The 14,744-nt window shown below is 56.9% G+C and carries 13 protein-coding genes; 2 read left to right on the plus strand and 11 right to left on the minus strand.

Annotated elements, in window-relative coordinates:
* The first annotated feature begins 1 nt into the window (after nucleotide 1).
* Nucleotides 2-2,182, plus strand: a complete 2,181-nt coding sequence (locus tag ACR0IP_RS08380; RefSeq protein ID WP_170690343.1) for a molybdopterin cofactor-binding domain-containing protein — start codon at nucleotides 2-4, stop codon at nucleotides 2,180-2,182.
* A gap of 7 nt (nucleotides 2,183-2,189) precedes the next feature.
* Here ACR0IP_RS08380 and ACR0IP_RS08385 read toward each other — a convergent pair whose 3' ends face one another.
* Genes ACR0IP_RS08385 through ACR0IP_RS08430 form a run of 10 tightly spaced genes read right to left on the minus strand, consistent with a single transcriptional unit; the run spans nucleotide 2,190 to nucleotide 12,075 of the window.
* Complete coding sequence (locus tag ACR0IP_RS08385; protein ID WP_170668339.1) at nucleotides 2,190-3,011, minus strand: 3-oxoadipate:acetyl-CoA acetyltransferase; 822 nt, start codon at nucleotides 3,009-3,011, stop codon at nucleotides 2,190-2,192.
* Between the two features lies 1 nt (nucleotide 3,012).
* Nucleotides 3,013-3,897, minus strand: a complete 885-nt coding sequence (locus ACR0IP_RS08390) for an intradiol ring-cleavage dioxygenase (protein WP_480524946.1) — start codon at nucleotides 3,895-3,897, stop codon at nucleotides 3,013-3,015.
* A 39-nt stretch (nucleotides 3,898-3,936) separates the two neighbouring features.
* Entirely contained in the window at nucleotides 3,937-5,754 is a 1,818-nt protein-coding gene (locus ACR0IP_RS08395) for an FAD-dependent oxidoreductase (protein WP_480524948.1), read from the minus strand.
* 40 nt (nucleotides 5,755-5,794) lie between these two features.
* Nucleotides 5,795-6,304, minus strand: a complete 510-nt coding sequence (locus tag ACR0IP_RS08400; RefSeq protein ID WP_480524950.1) for a VOC family protein — start codon at nucleotides 6,302-6,304, stop codon at nucleotides 5,795-5,797.
* A 3-nt stretch (nucleotides 6,305-6,307) separates the two neighbouring features.
* On the minus strand, nucleotides 6,308-7,375 hold the full coding sequence (locus tag ACR0IP_RS08405; protein ID WP_480524952.1) for a branched-chain amino acid ABC transporter permease: 1,068 nt from the start codon (nucleotides 7,373-7,375) through the stop codon (nucleotides 6,308-6,310).
* Entirely contained in the window at nucleotides 7,375-8,238 is an 864-nt protein-coding gene (locus ACR0IP_RS08410) for a branched-chain amino acid ABC transporter permease (protein ID WP_480524954.1), read from the minus strand. Before ACR0IP_RS08410 ends, ACR0IP_RS08405 begins: the two co-directional genes overlap by 1 nt.
* Complete coding sequence (locus tag ACR0IP_RS08415; protein WP_170690335.1) at nucleotides 8,235-8,945, minus strand: branched-chain amino acid ABC transporter ATP-binding protein; 711 nt, start codon at nucleotides 8,943-8,945, stop codon at nucleotides 8,235-8,237. The genes ACR0IP_RS08410 and ACR0IP_RS08415 overlap by 4 nt, the downstream gene beginning before the upstream one ends.
* Complete coding sequence (locus tag ACR0IP_RS08420) at nucleotides 8,945-9,664, minus strand: ABC transporter ATP-binding protein (RefSeq protein WP_170556311.1); 720 nt, start codon at nucleotides 9,662-9,664, stop codon at nucleotides 8,945-8,947. The genes ACR0IP_RS08415 and ACR0IP_RS08420 overlap by 1 nt, the downstream gene beginning before the upstream one ends.
* Before the next feature lie 49 nt (nucleotides 9,665-9,713).
* Nucleotides 9,714-10,988 carry an ABC transporter substrate-binding protein gene (locus ACR0IP_RS08425; protein WP_480524957.1) on the minus strand — a complete coding sequence of 425 codons (1,275 nt, stop codon included), beginning with the start codon at nucleotides 10,986-10,988 and terminating at the stop codon, nucleotides 9,714-9,716.
* A 25-nt stretch (nucleotides 10,989-11,013) separates the two neighbouring features.
* A complete protein-coding gene (locus ACR0IP_RS08430) occupies nucleotides 11,014-12,075 on the minus strand; it encodes a maleylacetate reductase (RefSeq protein WP_480524959.1) in 1,062 nt (353 codons plus the stop codon).
* Between the two features lie 105 nt (nucleotides 12,076-12,180).
* On the opposite strand from ACR0IP_RS08430, the gene ACR0IP_RS08435 reads away from it, so the two are divergent.
* Nucleotides 12,181-13,110, plus strand: coding sequence for a LysR family transcriptional regulator (locus ACR0IP_RS08435; RefSeq protein WP_170377141.1), 930 nt, complete (start codon nucleotides 12,181-12,183; stop codon nucleotides 13,108-13,110).
* Between the two features lie 628 nt (nucleotides 13,111-13,738).
* On the opposite strand, the gene ACR0IP_RS08440 is transcribed toward ACR0IP_RS08435, so the two are convergent.
* Complete coding sequence (locus ACR0IP_RS08440) at nucleotides 13,739-14,650, minus strand: LysR family transcriptional regulator (protein ID WP_480524961.1); 912 nt, start codon at nucleotides 14,648-14,650, stop codon at nucleotides 13,739-13,741.
* Nucleotides 14,651-14,744 lie beyond the last annotated feature (94 nt).

Below are 14,744 nucleotides of genomic sequence, written 5' to 3' on the forward strand. Positions count from 1 at the left end.
GATGACGATTAACATGAACCGCCGAGGGTTTCTACAAGGCGCAGCTGGATTGACATTTTTCATCGGTGCGGGTGGCATCTCTTCCGTGCGTGCTGAGGCAGGGGTCGGCACGCTGGATGTCAATCACTGGTTGACGATCCGGGCTGATGGAAGCATCCGCGTAGTCTTCCCGTCGACCGAAATGGGGCAAAGCAGCTACTCCACGTTACCCCAAATCCTTGCTGAGGAGTTGGATGCAGCATGGGACGACGTTGAGATCGAACAGCTAAACGCTGATGATCGACGCTTTGGAAATCAGCTGTTTGGCGGGATTTTGTATACGGCTGGCAGCACCGGAACACAGTTCTACTTCGATCCGCTGCGCAAGGCAGGCGCGCAGGCGCGCGACGTATTGCTGCAAATTGCAGCGCGCGAATGGGGTGTGGACAAAGCCAGCCTCAGGACGGAACCAAGTGTTGTTTTGGGCCCCGATGGCCAACAGGCCGGGTATGGTGAACTGGCGGCGCTTGGTTCAAGGGATGTGACGGTACCAGACGCTGAGACCGTGCCGCTGAAAGACCCGTCCGCGTTTCGGATCATCGGGCAAGACCTGCCGCGTCGCGATGTTCCGGCCAAGAGCACAGGTCAGGCTGAATATGCCATTGATGTGGAAGTGCCCAATATGGCCTATGCGGCTGTTCTGCGCGCACCAGTCGAAGACGAAATTCCTCTTTCCATCAACGACCACGCCGCACGCGAGGTACCGGGCGTCATCGATATCGTGACTGTACCCGACGGTGTCGCCGTCGTCGCGGAAAGCTTGTGGTCTGCCCTGGGAGCACGAGGTTTGCTTATGGTCGAATGGTCCACCACCTCACCCTTCCGGACCTCAAACAGCGAAGACACGCTGGCCGAATACGCCGCCGCTGTCAGCGCCCCGGACGCGTCAGGGGCAACCTGGGCTGAAAAAGGCGACGCCGCTGCAGCTATTGGCAACGCTGACCGTCAGTTTTCGCAGCTTTATTTGTCGGACTACGCCTACCACGCTCAGATTGAGCCGATGGCGGCTGTCGCTGATGTCGACGCGGACGGACAAGGTGCCGAGGTTTGGGCAGGCACGCAAACGCAGTCATGGACCGCGCGCACCGTGTCGGAGGTGTTGGGCATCCCCGTCGAAAACGTTCGTCTGAACATGATGACTATGGGCGGAGGCTTTGGTCGACGCACAGCCCTGATGCAGAACTATGTGCGGGATGCGGTGCTGTGCTCTAAGGCCGTTGGATGCCCTGTAAAAGTGATCTGGCCGCGTGAAGATGACGTGAAGCAAGGGACTTTCCGCCCCGCTGCGGCCCAAAAGCTTGAGGCAGGGCTGACAGCGGACGGAACATTGGACGGGTGGTATCACAAGGTCGCAACACCAACGGTCATTGGTTTCTTCAACCCGCTGCGTTGGGACGCGGTGAACCCGAACGATGTGATCTCGATGCGGGGTGCAGAGAGCAAATTCTATGGGATCAAGGATTTCCGCGCCGATCACCTCATCATGGACCGGCACGCCCGCCTTGCCCCCTATCGCGGTATTGGCGCGTCCTATACGGCCTTTGCGGCAGAGTGTTTTATGGACGAACTGGCAGAACAGGCCGGGCGGGACCCATTGGAGTTCCGGCTGGACCTTGTTTCCGAAAACCCGCGTGGGCGGCACCTGCTTGAGAAGGTGGCCGAGATGTCCGATTGGCAAAATCGGGGAGATCGAAACCTAGGGCTTTCTTTTGCAGGCTACAGCTCGTCCATGGCCGCAGGTGTGGCGGAAGTTGAAGTCGACGCGGACAGTGGAGAGATCCAGATCACCAACTTCTGGGCCGCAATCGATGCGGGCCTGATCGTCACGCCAGACAACGCACTCAATCAGATCGAAGGTGGCATCGTGTTCGGAATCTCGATGGCTCTTTCCGAAAAGATCGACATCGAAAACGGCGAAGTGGTGCAGAGCAACTTCTGGGACTACGAGATCACACGCGCGGCGCAGATGCCGGAAATCGAGATCTACATCGCAGAGGTCGATGCGCCGCCTGTTGGTGTTGGCGAAGTTGGAACTCCGATGGTGCCTGCGGCCATCGCAAACGCGTTCTATACCGCGCAAGGTAAGCGCCTGCGCCACATGCCGTTTACGCCGGAACGTGTGGCGGCTGTATTAGACAGCTAGTTCCGGTTCATAGCCCGAGTATCTCACGCGCCTGGTTGGCAGTCGCAACCGGGCGGTTGTATTGGGCACAGATCTCTGCAGTCCGCGTTACAAGCGCCGCGTTTGACGGTGCCAGCGTACTGCGATCCAGGCGCATGTTGTCTTCGAGGCCGGTTCGCGCGTGGCCACCGGAGGAAATGGCCCAGTGGTTCAGAACCTCCTGCTGCGCACCAATGCCTGCAGCGCACCAAGGCGCACCCGGAAACAGTCGTTCAACGGTCTTCACGTAGAAATCGAATACGTCCCGATCCGCAGGCATTGCGTTTTTCACACCCATGACAAATTGCACATAAGGCGTGTCTTTGATTTGCCCTTTCTTGTGCATCTCGGCCGCCTTCAGGATGTGGCTCAGATCGAACGCTTCGATCTCTGGTTTGACGTCATATGTCGCCATTTCAGCCGCGAGCCAGTCGACAAGATCGGGTGGGTTTTCGTAGACGCGCGTGGGGAAATTGTTCGACCCCACGGACAACGACGCCATATCCGGCCGCAACGGCAACATGCCGCCCCGCGTCTTGCCCGCCCCCGATCGCCCTCCAGTCGAAAACTGGATGATCATACCAGGGCAGTGTTTCTCGAGCCCCTCTTTCAACCTTGCGAACTTTTCCGGGTCGCTCGAAGGCGTCTCGTCATCATTTCGAACATGGGCATGGCAGATGGATGCCCCTGCCTCAAAAGCGGCCTGTGTGCTTTCGATTTGTTCTTCGACTGTGATGGGCACAGCCGGGTTGTTGGCCTTGGTTGGCAACGACCCGGTTATTGCAACGCAGATGATGCAGGGTTCGGACATTTCAGGCCTCTTTCGGTGCGAGGACAAAGTCGAATTCGACATCCCAATAGGGACCTTCAAAGCCAACTTCCGCAAATCGCGCCGGATCATCGACGCGATTGAATTCGGCGATCAGGCTTTCTTTGACGCCAAATACAGCATCCGAGTTGATATATTGGTCATCGGGATCAAAGATATGCGTGGTCAGGTCGTCGTATCCGTCTTTTGAAACGATGTAGTGTAGATGCGCCGGTCGGTACGGGTGTCGACCAAGACGCTTCAACAGATCGCCAACTGGCCCATCATCTGGGATTGGATAGTTCTTTGGCCGCACCGCACGGAACCAATAGGTCCCATCAGCGCCGGTCGTGAAGACGCCGCGCAGGTTGAAATCAGGTTGAATACCTTTTTGCTGCACGTCGTAAAACCCGTCATCATTGGCTTGCCAGACATCAATCTTGACACCTTCCAGCGGGTTGCCCTCAACATCGGTGACACGACCCCGCACCACCATGTCCTCACCCTTTTGGTCGAGACAAATGTTGTGCCCCATCTCGTATTCCGGGGCACCTCCCACGTGGAACGGCCCCAGCACCGTGTTCTCGGAGGCCCCGGTGGGGCGACGTGAGTTCACCGCATCCACCAGCATCGACACGCCTAGAACATCGGACAGAAGAATGTATTCTTGCCGCCAGTCATCGCACATATGCCCAACCTTGGTCAGGAACATGATCGCCTCGAACCATTCCTGCTGCGTGGGTTCGATTTCCTTAACGGCTTCGTGTAGCTTTCTGGTAATGACCTCCATCACCTGCTTCAGCCGTTCGCTTTCTGCGTTTTTGTTGCGTGCCGTGACGACCTCGGCCGAGTTTTCCTCGGTAAAGTATCCCATCTCATGCGAGTCCATTGTGGCCTCCTGACTTGTGTAAGTTTGCTCCAGATTGGCTCATCGCGAAAGTACTGTGGTCAGCGCGCGACGCAGTTCGGCTTCGGCATCCGCGGCCATATCGGCTGAGCGCCACGCCACGTGTTGATCGGGACGGACCAACAAACAGCCCGTATCCAAAATCTCGGACGCGCGCGCCCAATCTCCGGTGTGGTCGACATAGGTCTGGCGCGGACCGATGACGTGACAGCGAATGGGCATACCCAATTCTTTCGAGACGGTTTCCGCCGCATTCACCCACGCCTCACCACCGATGCCGGTAAGCACAGTGAATTCCCCACGACCGCACAAATCCAGAGTTGAATGCTTGTTCCCTGTATCATGATCAAACACCCAAACATGTGGAATGCGCGCGCCGGGCCAAGTCGTCGGCTGATAGTGCAGCTCAGCATCCTGATCAAAACCGGGATTGGGTTGACCATCCGTTTCAATCGCACAGGAGTCGTAGCGCTGGTTCATTTCAACGCCATGCGCATCGAACTCATATTTTTTGAAAGCAATCGCCTCGCGAATGGCCTGCCTTTGTGCTGCAGCTTCAGGCGTTGATCCTGTTCGAGCCTCAAGGTTGCTTTGCATGACCTCTGGGTCGACGCCTTCGGCCATTCCGAGCGATTCAAAGATGGGACCGAATTCACCGATGGATTGATTGGCCCGTGTTACGATCTGCTTTGCTACAGGCGCGCGTTCTTCGCTGTAACTATCCAGCAGGTTCTCTCCGGCATGGCCTTTCAGGACTGCGGCCAGTTTCCAAGCCAAGTTGAAACTGTCCTGAATTGAGGTGTTCGACCCCAGCCCGTTTGACGGCGGGTGTCGGTGTGCCGCGTCACCCATGATGAAGACGCGATCCTTTTGCATATGGGTCGCGTACATATTGTTGACGGTCCAGGTGTTTGCGCTGATCAGTTCGATCTCAAGCTCGGGGTCGCCAACCAATTGCCGTGCAACCTGAGTGGCCATGGCCTCGTCAACCTCGGGGGCCGGTTGGTTGATGTCATAGCCCCAGACTATGAGCCATTCGTTCCATGGGCGGACCATGCGGACTAGACCCATGCCGATGCCACCGACATTCGCACCCGGTTGCATCACCCAATAGAGCACCGATGGGCGATGCGCGACGTATTTGCTGAGGTCCGCACGGAACAGGATGTTCATCGATCCGCCGACACCCATCTGACCTTCGAAAGGCAGACCGGCATGTTCGGCGACCAGAGAATTGCCCCCATCCGCGCCGACTAGGTATTTGGAGCGGATCGTGATTTCTTCGCCCGACAAGCGATCCAAACACGTCGTCGTCACGCCATCTGCGTCTTGCTCATGTCGCAAGTATTCGGTGCTCATGCGCGCTTGCGTGCCACGGCGACAAGCGGTGCCGAACAGGATCGGTTCCATGAATGTCTGTGGAAGATCATTCATCAATGTCGGACTGGACAGCAGATGTTCTGCCTTGGACAGTGGATGATTGCCCCAGCTTTTCATCCGCCCGATTTCCTCACCGGCGAGGCTTTCGCAGAACACGTTTTCACCCATCAGATCCTGATGCGCGGCATGCATATAGGCTTCGGCCTCGACCTCGTGACCAAGGTCACGCAGCACCTCCATCGTGCGCTGATTGGTGATATGCGCCCGCGGCGTATTGGCCAGCCAGCGATAGCGGTTGATGACCATGTTCTCGACGCCATAGCTCGACAGCAAAGCCGCCGTTGCAGACCCCGCCGGGCCGGTCCCGATGATCAAGACATCCGTTGTGATGGTGGCCATAAGCTCTCTCCCTTGTTCTTTGAATTTCTCAGGATCGCGGATCCCAGAGGCGGCCGTCATATTCGGCCTCATAGGCTTTGCCGTCCGGGTAGCTGACCAGTTACAGCTGCATGCCCCAGGGGGCGAGGAAATAGACCCAGGTCTCGCCAGCGCTTGGCCCGTCAGTCATGGTGGTCGGGTTGCCCAGGACCTCAATGCCCTTATCCTGCAAATAGCTGACGGCACCTTCCATATCGGTGGTATAAAACGCGATATGATGCCCGCCGATATCTGAGTTTCGCGGCAGTTTCGTACCCTGATCCGGCGCGGTATATTCGAAGATCTCGAAATTTGCGCCATTGCCGCAGCGTACCAGCCGCATCGTCGGGATCTCGGCCTTGGCGTCCACGTTTAGATGGTCCGCCATCCAAGTGCTGTCACCGCCCGAGAACGGTCCCAACGGGTAGAACACATTGCAACCGATGACGTCCTGAAAGAAGGTGACGGCCTCATCGACACTCGGGACTGTAAATCCCACGTGGTCTGTGCCCGTCATTCCCGGCAGGGAACTGCCCGCAAATGCGCCAGTTCCCAATGCTGTGACTGCGACCGTCAGTGCGAGTGTTTTCATGGATCAATCCTCCTTGTTCGATTGCGCGCCAATCACCAGCCGTCGGCGCACAGGGAATATTTGAAGTCCGGTTTTTTCCGTGATCAGCCCCCACAGTCCGCGCGGTGCGAAGAGCATGACGGCGATCCCGATCAGCCCGAGCACCATGAGGTACCAGGAGCCGTAGTCAGCGAGCAGGCTTTGCAGGATGAAGAAGATCAGCACGCCCAGGATCGGGCCTTCGATGGTCCCGATGCCTCCGATCACGACGATGAAGATCACGTAAGCCGTCCAGTCGGTGACCGAGAACGCCGCATCCGGAGAGATGCGCAGTTTCTGAACGTAAATCAGAGCGCCCGTCAGCCCGGTTCCCGCGGCTGAGACGAGGTAGACCAACCACTTCATCCGCACCGCGTCGACGCCGACGGATTTCGCTGCTTCGACATTGTCGCGTACCGCAGCCAATGCCAGCCCGCGCTTTGTTCTGAGCAGCCAGTAGATGCCCGCAATCGTTGCGATCACCAGCGCCAAGGCCAGCCAATAGGTCAGGATATCGCGCGCTGCAGCTCCGCGAACGTCAAACGTTGTCTGGATCCACTCGGTGGCCCACATCTCACGCGTTGCTGCGCGCGGCAGAGAGGTTCCGGTGCCGCCTCCCAGCACTTTCCATTGGGCCACCAGAAGGCGCATGACCTCGGCGATGACCCATGTTCCGATGGCGAAATAGGCCCCTTGCAAGCGGAACACGAAGAAGGCCGTGGGTATGGCGACAATCAGGGCTGCAACGCCGCCCAGCAGGATCGCCGGAACCGGGTCCATACCCCAAAGGATGACACCGCCGAACATGGCGTAGGCCCCCATGCCCACGAAGGCTTGCTGGCCGACGGACACAAGGCCACCATATCCCGCCAGCAAATTCCAGAACTGAGCTAGTACAAGCGTGGTGAAGATGAAGAACAGGTCTTGAATCAATCCTCGGCTGGCAAAGGTCGGCAGCAGGATGAACAGGATGATCAGGGCGATGCAGACGGCTCCTGCACTGTAGGACGCGCGAGTCTGAGTTTGGACGCGGTACATTGAAGTATCAGCCATCAGTCCACCGCCCTCGGAAACAGGCCTCTGGGTTTGATCAGAAGCACGATGAGAAACGCCAGGTGGCCAGCCAGGATTTGCCATTCGGGGTTGATCGCCGCGCCAACGGTCTGCGCGACGCCGATGATTATGCCTCCGATCAGCGTGCCCCACAGGCTGCCAAGACCACCAATGATCACGGCCTCAAAAGCGTAGATCAGGCGTGCGGGGCCGATATTCGGGTCAAAGTTCGCCCGCATTCCCAGATAGAGCGCCGCCAAGGTCACGACCAGCATTGCGATGGCTGTCGCAGTGGCGAAGATACGTTCTGGCCGGATACCCATTAGACCCGCTGTCACCGCATCATCCGAGGTCGCGCGGAACGCCCGGCCCAGCTCCGTGCGGTAGAAAAGCTGGTTCAGACCGACGATCACAAGGATTGCTGAGGCAAAGGTCAGCAACGGCAGAATACCCAAGTTTAGCCCGCCCATTTGAACGGAAGCGGTTGCAATCTCACCCGCCGGCAAACGTTGGCTATCGGCTGAGAACCCTTCGAGCAGAGCATTCTGCAAGACGACCGACAGACCGAATGTCACAAGCAAAGGCGGCAGGATATCAGGCCCCAGCACGCGGTTCAGCACATGTCTCTGCAAAGCCCACCCCACGCCAAACATGATTGGTGCGGCAATGATCGCTGCCAGAAACGGCGAGAGCCCAAGCAGCGAGACCAGCAGAAGGATCAGATAGGCGGCAAAGACGATGAGATCGCCATGGGCCAGATTGACCAAGCGCATGATCCCGAACACAAGGCTAAGTCCTGCGGCGAACAGCGCATAGAGCCCGCCCAACAGAACGCCCTGAATGATGGTGTCGATCCAGATCATGCGGCGGCTCCTCCGAAATAGGCGTCGTGAATGGCTTCACGGCTGAGCGTTTCGGCGGTGCCTTCCAGCGTGACGCGACCCTCCATCATGCAGTAGACGCGATCCGCGACGTTCATCGCCTGACCAATGTCCTGCTCCACCACGATCAGGCTGGCCCCGGCCTCCTGAATGCAGGGGACGGCATCGTAGATGTCTTTGATGACCACTGGCGCAAGACCAAGGCTGATCTCGTCACAGAGCAGAACACGGGGGTTGCTCATCAGCGCGCGACCGATTGCAACCATCTGCTGTTGCCCGCCAGACAGGGCTGTGCCGGGGTGGTTGCGGCGCTCTTTCAGAATCGGGAACAGGTCGTAGATTGTTTGCAATGACCAATGGCCCGATACCTTGCGGCCATAGGTGCCGATCAGCAAGTTTTCCTCGACGCTTAGGGAAGGAAACAGCCGGCGCCCCTCGGGCACCATGGCCACGCCGCGCGCCATGATCTCATCAGCAGCCAAGCCCCCAATGGGTTGGCCGTCAAAGCGCACTTGATCCGACCCGTTGGTCAGAACGCCCGAGATCGAGCGCATGAGTGTCGATTTCCCGGCCCCGTTTGCCCCGATGATGGCGACGGTTTCACCTTCGTCCAGATGGATATCCACGCCGAACAGGGCTTGGAAATCTCCGTAATGGGCGGTCAGCGCGTGGGTCTCTAACAGGCTCATCAGACTTCGATCCCCAGATAGATTTCTTTGACTTCCCGGCTGTTCATGATCTCATCCGGTTCGCCGAGGCCGATGACCTTGCCGAAATCCAGAACCAGCAGCCGTTCGACGACCGAGGTGAGTGCATGCAGAACGTGTTCAATCCAGATGATCGTGACGCCACTGCTGTGCAGTCCTTTGATCGTGTTGATCAGTGCTGTGCATTCCGCGTCGGTCAGCCCCCCGGCAATCTCGTCCAGCAGCAATAGCTTTGGATTGGTTGCCATCGCGCGGGCCAACTCCAGCCGTTTGCGTTGCAACAGCCGCAATCCACCGGCCGTGTCATTAGACACATCCAAAAGTTCCGTTTTCTCGAGAATGCGGGCGCAGTCCTGTTCGACCTCATGTTCGGATTTGCTCTGCCCATGTGTCGCGGCCACAAGCAGGTTTTCGAACACTGTCAGATGATCAAACGGCTGAGGGATCTGGAACGAACGCCCTATGCCCGACAAGCAGCGCTGCATGGGCGGCACGCGCGTCACGTCAACCCCGTCGAAATGGATTGATCCAGCATCAGAGGTCAGGTTGCCGGTAATCAGATTGAACAGCGTCGACTTGCCCGCCCCATTGGGGCCAATGATCCCAAGGGCCTGCCCCTGAGCGACATCAAAACTGACATCGTCAGTGACGGTGAGCGCACCGAAGCTTTTCGAGACGTTTTTGAGCGAAAGAATGGTCATACCGGAGTTCCTGCCCCGGACAGGGTCCGGGGCGCTGGTTTCATTGCGATCAGGAGATTTCTTCCATCACACCTGCGGTCGGGATTTCGGGTGCTGAAGAGTTGTCGACGATCACGAGGTCATAGCTGCCATTGTCCAAGAGCCTCCACTGCCCTCCGACCAAGGGTGTTTTCGCGACATTCTGCGCAGCGAACGGTGGCAAGCCCGCACCATCAAAGGCGATCCGGCCAACAATGGAATCCAACTGCGTCGCTGCGATAGCCTCGGCTACGGCATCGCCATCACCCGCGTCATCAACGCGGCCCATAACGTTGGCGGCCATTTCAAACAGCGCGTGTACAAAGCCGATAGGCTGGGTCCATTGGCGGCTTGTGGCGGCCATGTACCCTTGCGCCAATTCAGCCGAGCTTGCGCCGGTCAGCGATGACGAGAACGGATGGGTTGGCGACCACCACACCTCGGAACTCAGGTTGTTGCCTGCGTTGCCCAGGGCCTCAACCGCTTGCGGGAACAGGATGGCTTTGCCGATGCTAGCCGCCTTGGGGGTGAAGCCTTGCTGCTTGGCCTGGTTCCAGAAGGTGGTGAAGTCAGGCGGGATCGGCACGCCGGTTACAATTTCGACATTCGCTTGGCGAAATGCGTTGATTTGGGCCGAGAAATCGTCGGTCAGGTTCTGGTACCGTCCGGGATCTGTCAGTGAATAGCCCAGTTCTGACAATACTGGCGGGAATCCTACATTCGCGTCGCCCCAAGCATTGCCATCACCGTCATTCGGGAACAATGCACCGACCTGCTTGTTGGTCTCCAATTGGCCCCACATCGCCGTAAAGACTGAGATAACGTCCTCAAGGCCCCAGAAGAAGTGATAGGCGTAGTAGAACGGCTCCCAACTGGCTGGATCGCCGGGGTTGCCCTGCTGGCCGATGAACCACGGCTGCCACGGGGCAACAGTGGAAATACACGGAACTTCTTCGGCCTCACAGGTCGAGGCAACCGGGTTGGTCGTTTCTGGTGTCGAGGCGACCAGCATCAGGTCGATCTCATCATCCACGATCAGCTCGCCCGCGACATCTGCTGCCCGGTTCGGGTTCGACTGGCTGTCTTTGACGATGACTTCAAAATTCGCACCGGCCTCAGATGCGGCGAAATTGTCGAGAATAAACTTGTCGGCCTCAGAGAAGGCAGCAAGAGGACCTGATTGCGGGCTGACATAGCCCAGCTTGATCTTGGCACCCTGAGCGATAGCGGGCGCGGCGAGCGTGCCGGCGGCTAGGCCAAGGCCAGTTGCAGCACTGGATTGCAGCAATTTGCGTCGTGTGATCATGTGTCCCTCCCTTGACACGGTGAAGTCAAACGCTGGGGGCGTTACCCGCCCACGCGTTTTGAAGAAGCGCCCGCAGCCCATCAGCGGTGATCGGCTGCGGGTTCCAATACGGGTTCTTGAGTGCGATTTCGGTGGCGCGATCCAGATCGGACTCTGACAGGCCAAAGTCTTTAAGAGCCATTGGTGCGCCCATGGATTTGGAAAAATCCCAAAGAACCTGGCCGGGCTCAGAACCTCCAAGAATGTCCGACACGGGTGCCAACAGATCCGGTACACCCGCCGCGTTGTAGGCGATGGCATGGGGCAGAATGACCGCGTGGGTTTCCGCGTGCGGCAGATTGAAGGACCCGCCCAGCGTATGGCAAAGCTTGTGATGCAACGCCATTCCGACCAGACCAAGTACCGTGCCGCAGGCCCATGCACCACGCTGCGTTTCTTCTCTGGCTTTGAGGTCGTCGGGGTATTCGACAACGGTTGGCAGGCCCTCTGCAAACGCCTTGAGGCCGTCGATCGCCAATTCCGTGGTCTGATCCGTGCGATCCTTGGCATAAAGCGCCTCGGCTGCATGAGCCATTGCGTTCAAGGCGCTGGTCACGGTCATTGCGGGCGGCAATGACGCCACAAGTTCGGGATCGTACAGAATGACCCGCGGCAGAACCTTCGGGTCTGTCAGGGTAGTTTTGATGCCATCCTCAGTCTGGCCCAGGATCGGAGTAGCCTCGCTGCCGGCATATGTGGTCGGGATGGCGATTTGTGGCAAACCGGTCCGAAGGGCAATCGCCTTGCCTAAGCCAATCGTCGAACCTCCACCGATAGAGACAATGCTATCGGCATTGACTGACAACGCGTGTTCAACCGCTTCTTCGGTCACGCCGACCGGGGTGTGCATTGTTGCCCGAGTGAAGACGCCTGCGGCACGATCCCCAACTGTTGTCGCAAGCTCCATTGCCATATCGACTTGCTGAGGTGTCGACAGGATCAGCGCCTTATTCAATCCCAGCTCCGCCAACTCCGCGCAGATGTCGTTGCGCAAACCTGCGCCGAACCGGACTTTCTGGCCATTGATGCTGGTGGTGCTGAGAGCCATTGGGCGCGTTCCTGACAAGCGATGGATTGCGGGTCTGGAGGGAAAGCTAGCAGGCAAAGACAGCACTCTTGATCGAATTATCGACCATCAATATAACTTTGCGTTATGAAGCTTGATCCAAGACATCTCGAGATTCTTGCCGCCATTGTCGAGGCCGGAGGTTTGACCGAAGGCGCTGCTTTACTTGGGAAATCTCAACCCAGTGTCTCCAGAAGCGTCTCTCTCTTGGAGGATAGGGTAGGAGAGCCCCTATTCCTGCCAACCCGAAGGCCATTGCAACCCACTGAGCTTGGTCTTGCGCTTGCTCAGGAAGGTCAAAGAATCCTAAGCGCAGGTCGCCATGCAAGTCGTGTTGTGGACGAACACCGTCAGGGCATTGCCGGTGCAGTGCGGGTTGCGGGTACGCCGATCTTTATGGACGGTGTCATCTCGAACGTGATTGCAGAGTTTCAAGCCGAATATCCCAATATTCGGATCGACCAATCCTATGGATACCCCACTGAACTTTTGTCCCAGTTGTCCGCTGAAACTCTGGACTTGGCCATTCTCCCCATGCGCCCGGCAGACGTGTCTGATGAGTACGAATTTCGTCAAATCCTGCCTGGTCGAAACGTCATTGCGTGCCGTGTTGGGCACCCATTGGCGCGCAAAAAAGAGGTGAAGCTGGAAGATATCACTGAGTTTTCCTGGATCGCGCCACCTGCAAATAGCCCGCTGTTTCGTGATTTGAGAAACACGCTGGACGGTATTGGTATGCGAGATCTCAAAATCAGTTTCACAGGCGGGTCTTTGAGTGCGGTTGTGAACGTTCTGACGGGTTCTGACTCCTTGACCGTTTTACCTTTTTCAGTGGTCTTTATGATGCAACGGCAAAAAACTCTGACAGCACTGCCGATAAAAATCGGTGATCCCGACCGACACTTGGGATGCGTTACGCTCAGCGCTAGAAGCATGCCTGCTTCGTCGAACCGCGTGCTTGAGTTCATAAAGCAGAAGTTCGAAATGCTTGATCGGTTGATTTGTAGCGCGGGATGATCTCTCTGACTGGTCTAGCCTGAAAAACCCTAGAGATTGAGTAACTTTGTAAAGCCCGGACGAGGTCATAGACGCATGTTGTTCAATGCGCGCTGCCTCAGGGGTCTTATTGGGTTTAGTGAACCTCTGTATATTTCATTGTTTTTAGGTCAGAGATGCTTGACGTTTGGGTCAGAATTGAATGACGAGATTCACCAATTTTCTGAGGTTTGGGAGTTTTGGTTAGGCAGTTGTCGGTGACGTTCTACATTTCTTGTTAGATGTCAGACGAATTTGACCTTTGCGTCAAAAACTGACCCAACCCCAACTTTTCATACTCCCGAAGACAGTTGCGTTCGATCTGACCTTCCTTACGGAAATCACAGTTGATTTGTAGACCAGACGGCGAAGCCGCCGCTTCCGACTGATCTGCCACGTGGCGAACGCGTGAGCGGGCGTGGCAATTCTATTCGAAAGGAGTGGTGCAGCCCGCGTACCGGTCATTCAGAAACCGTGCAGCAATTCGATAAGGTGCGAAAACGGCTGGACGGGACAATCCAGAAACTTGCGATCGGACAAGGCATTTCAGCTTGGCACCTGTCCCCAATTTTAGTGTAATAGTGTCTAAATGCGCATTATCCTAAAGCGCTCATGTTTCCCAAGGAGGCTTAGCGCCTATCTCTGCAACCAGAAAGTCCATGAAAACCCGCACTTTGGGGGACAGTACGTTGGACTTCGGATAGATCAGCCACAAGACATTGTCTTCGCTGGCTTCAAAGTTTGGAAGAACCCGTACCAAACGACCTGATTTCAGTTGGTCATGCACGCTCCATCGAGCGTTCAAGGAAATACCGGCTCCGGCTAATGTGGCGCGAACCTGACTTTGACCGTCATCGATAATCAATTGGCCTTTGGCGGATGCGGGATCGAAAACAGCGTTTTCGCCCGCCGGTCCTGTCAGTGAACGCGGTTGGAGGTTTTGGAAAGCGATCAGACGGTGGTTTGTCAAATCGGCTGGTGTATCAGGAACGCCATGCGTGTCGAGGTAGTGTGGCGCAGCACAAAGAATACGTTGGTCATCAGCCAACTTGCGGCCTTTCAGGCTGGTGTCGACCAATGGCGCGTTCCTGAGCGCTAGATCATAGCTTCCTTCGATCAGATCGAACTGCACATCCGACAGGCGCAGATCGAGCGTGAGATCGGGGTGCTGTTCAAGGAACATTGGCAGGATTGGCGCGATGTAAAGCTGTGCAAAACTGCTTGGCGCAGCAAAACGCAATGTACCCTTGATCGTTGTCATTTGCTTGCCCAAGGCAGCAAATGCCGCCTCTTCCTGTGCAATGATCTCACGGGCGAAGGGCAGGAAATCCGCTCCTTCCACCGACACCGACACTTTGCGTGTCGTGCGGTGCAAAAGCTCGAAACCGAGGTTCTGCTCTAGCTTGGCAAGCCTTGCGCTGGAGACTGCTGGGGCCATGCCCAGATCACGCCCCGCCGCGCTGATGTTCAGCATGTCTGCTGCCCTTATAAACAATCGAAGAGCGTCTGTGTCTAAACCCATTATATTCATTTCCCGAATTATCAATACATTATTGGGCTGTTTATCTTCAATTTGATCGAGATTAAATCTCTTTCACAGAGACAGCAAAGCTTAG

The organism is Ruegeria sp. AL11 (assembly GCF_056540865.1).

What these genes read in the sequence shown, in the direction of transcription:
- ACR0IP_RS08380 (WP_170690343.1), top strand. Translation starts at nt 2, where the DNA reads ATGACGATTAACATGAACCGCCGAGGGTTTCTACAAGGCGCAGCTGGA.
- ACR0IP_RS08385 (WP_170668339.1), bottom strand. Translation starts at nt 3,011, where the DNA reads ATGTCCGAACCCTGCATCATCTGCGTTGCAATAACCGGGTCGTTGCCA.
- ACR0IP_RS08390 (WP_480524946.1), bottom strand. Translation starts at nt 3,897, where the DNA reads ATGGACTCGCATGAGATGGGATACTTTACCGAGGAAAACTCGGCCGAG.
- ACR0IP_RS08395 (WP_480524948.1), bottom strand. Translation starts at nt 5,754, where the DNA reads ATGACGGCCGCCTCTGGGATCCGCGATCCTGAGAAATTCAAAGAACAA.
- ACR0IP_RS08400 (WP_480524950.1), bottom strand. Translation starts at nt 6,304, where the DNA reads ATGAAAACACTCGCACTGACGGTCGCAGTCACAGCATTGGGAACTGGC.
- ACR0IP_RS08405 (WP_480524952.1), bottom strand. Translation starts at nt 7,375, where the DNA reads ATGGCTGATACTTCAATGTACCGCGTCCAAACTCAGACTCGCGCGTCC.
- ACR0IP_RS08410 (WP_480524954.1), bottom strand. Translation starts at nt 8,238, where the DNA reads ATGATCTGGATCGACACCATCATTCAGGGCGTTCTGTTGGGCGGGCTC.
- ACR0IP_RS08415 (WP_170690335.1), bottom strand. Translation starts at nt 8,945, where the DNA reads ATGAGCCTGTTAGAGACCCACGCGCTGACCGCCCATTACGGAGATTTC.
- ACR0IP_RS08420 (WP_170556311.1), bottom strand. Translation starts at nt 9,664, where the DNA reads ATGACCATTCTTTCGCTCAAAAACGTCTCGAAAAGCTTCGGTGCGCTC.
- ACR0IP_RS08425 (WP_480524957.1), bottom strand. Translation starts at nt 10,988, where the DNA reads ATGATCACACGACGCAAATTGCTGCAATCCAGTGCTGCAACTGGCCTT.
- ACR0IP_RS08430 (WP_480524959.1), bottom strand. Translation starts at nt 12,075, where the DNA reads ATGGCTCTCAGCACCACCAGCATCAATGGCCAGAAAGTCCGGTTCGGC.
- ACR0IP_RS08435 (WP_170377141.1), top strand. Translation starts at nt 12,181, where the DNA reads ATGAAGCTTGATCCAAGACATCTCGAGATTCTTGCCGCCATTGTCGAG.
- ACR0IP_RS08440 (WP_480524961.1), bottom strand. Translation starts at nt 14,650, where the DNA reads ATGGGTTTAGACACAGACGCTCTTCGATTGTTTATAAGGGCAGCAGAC.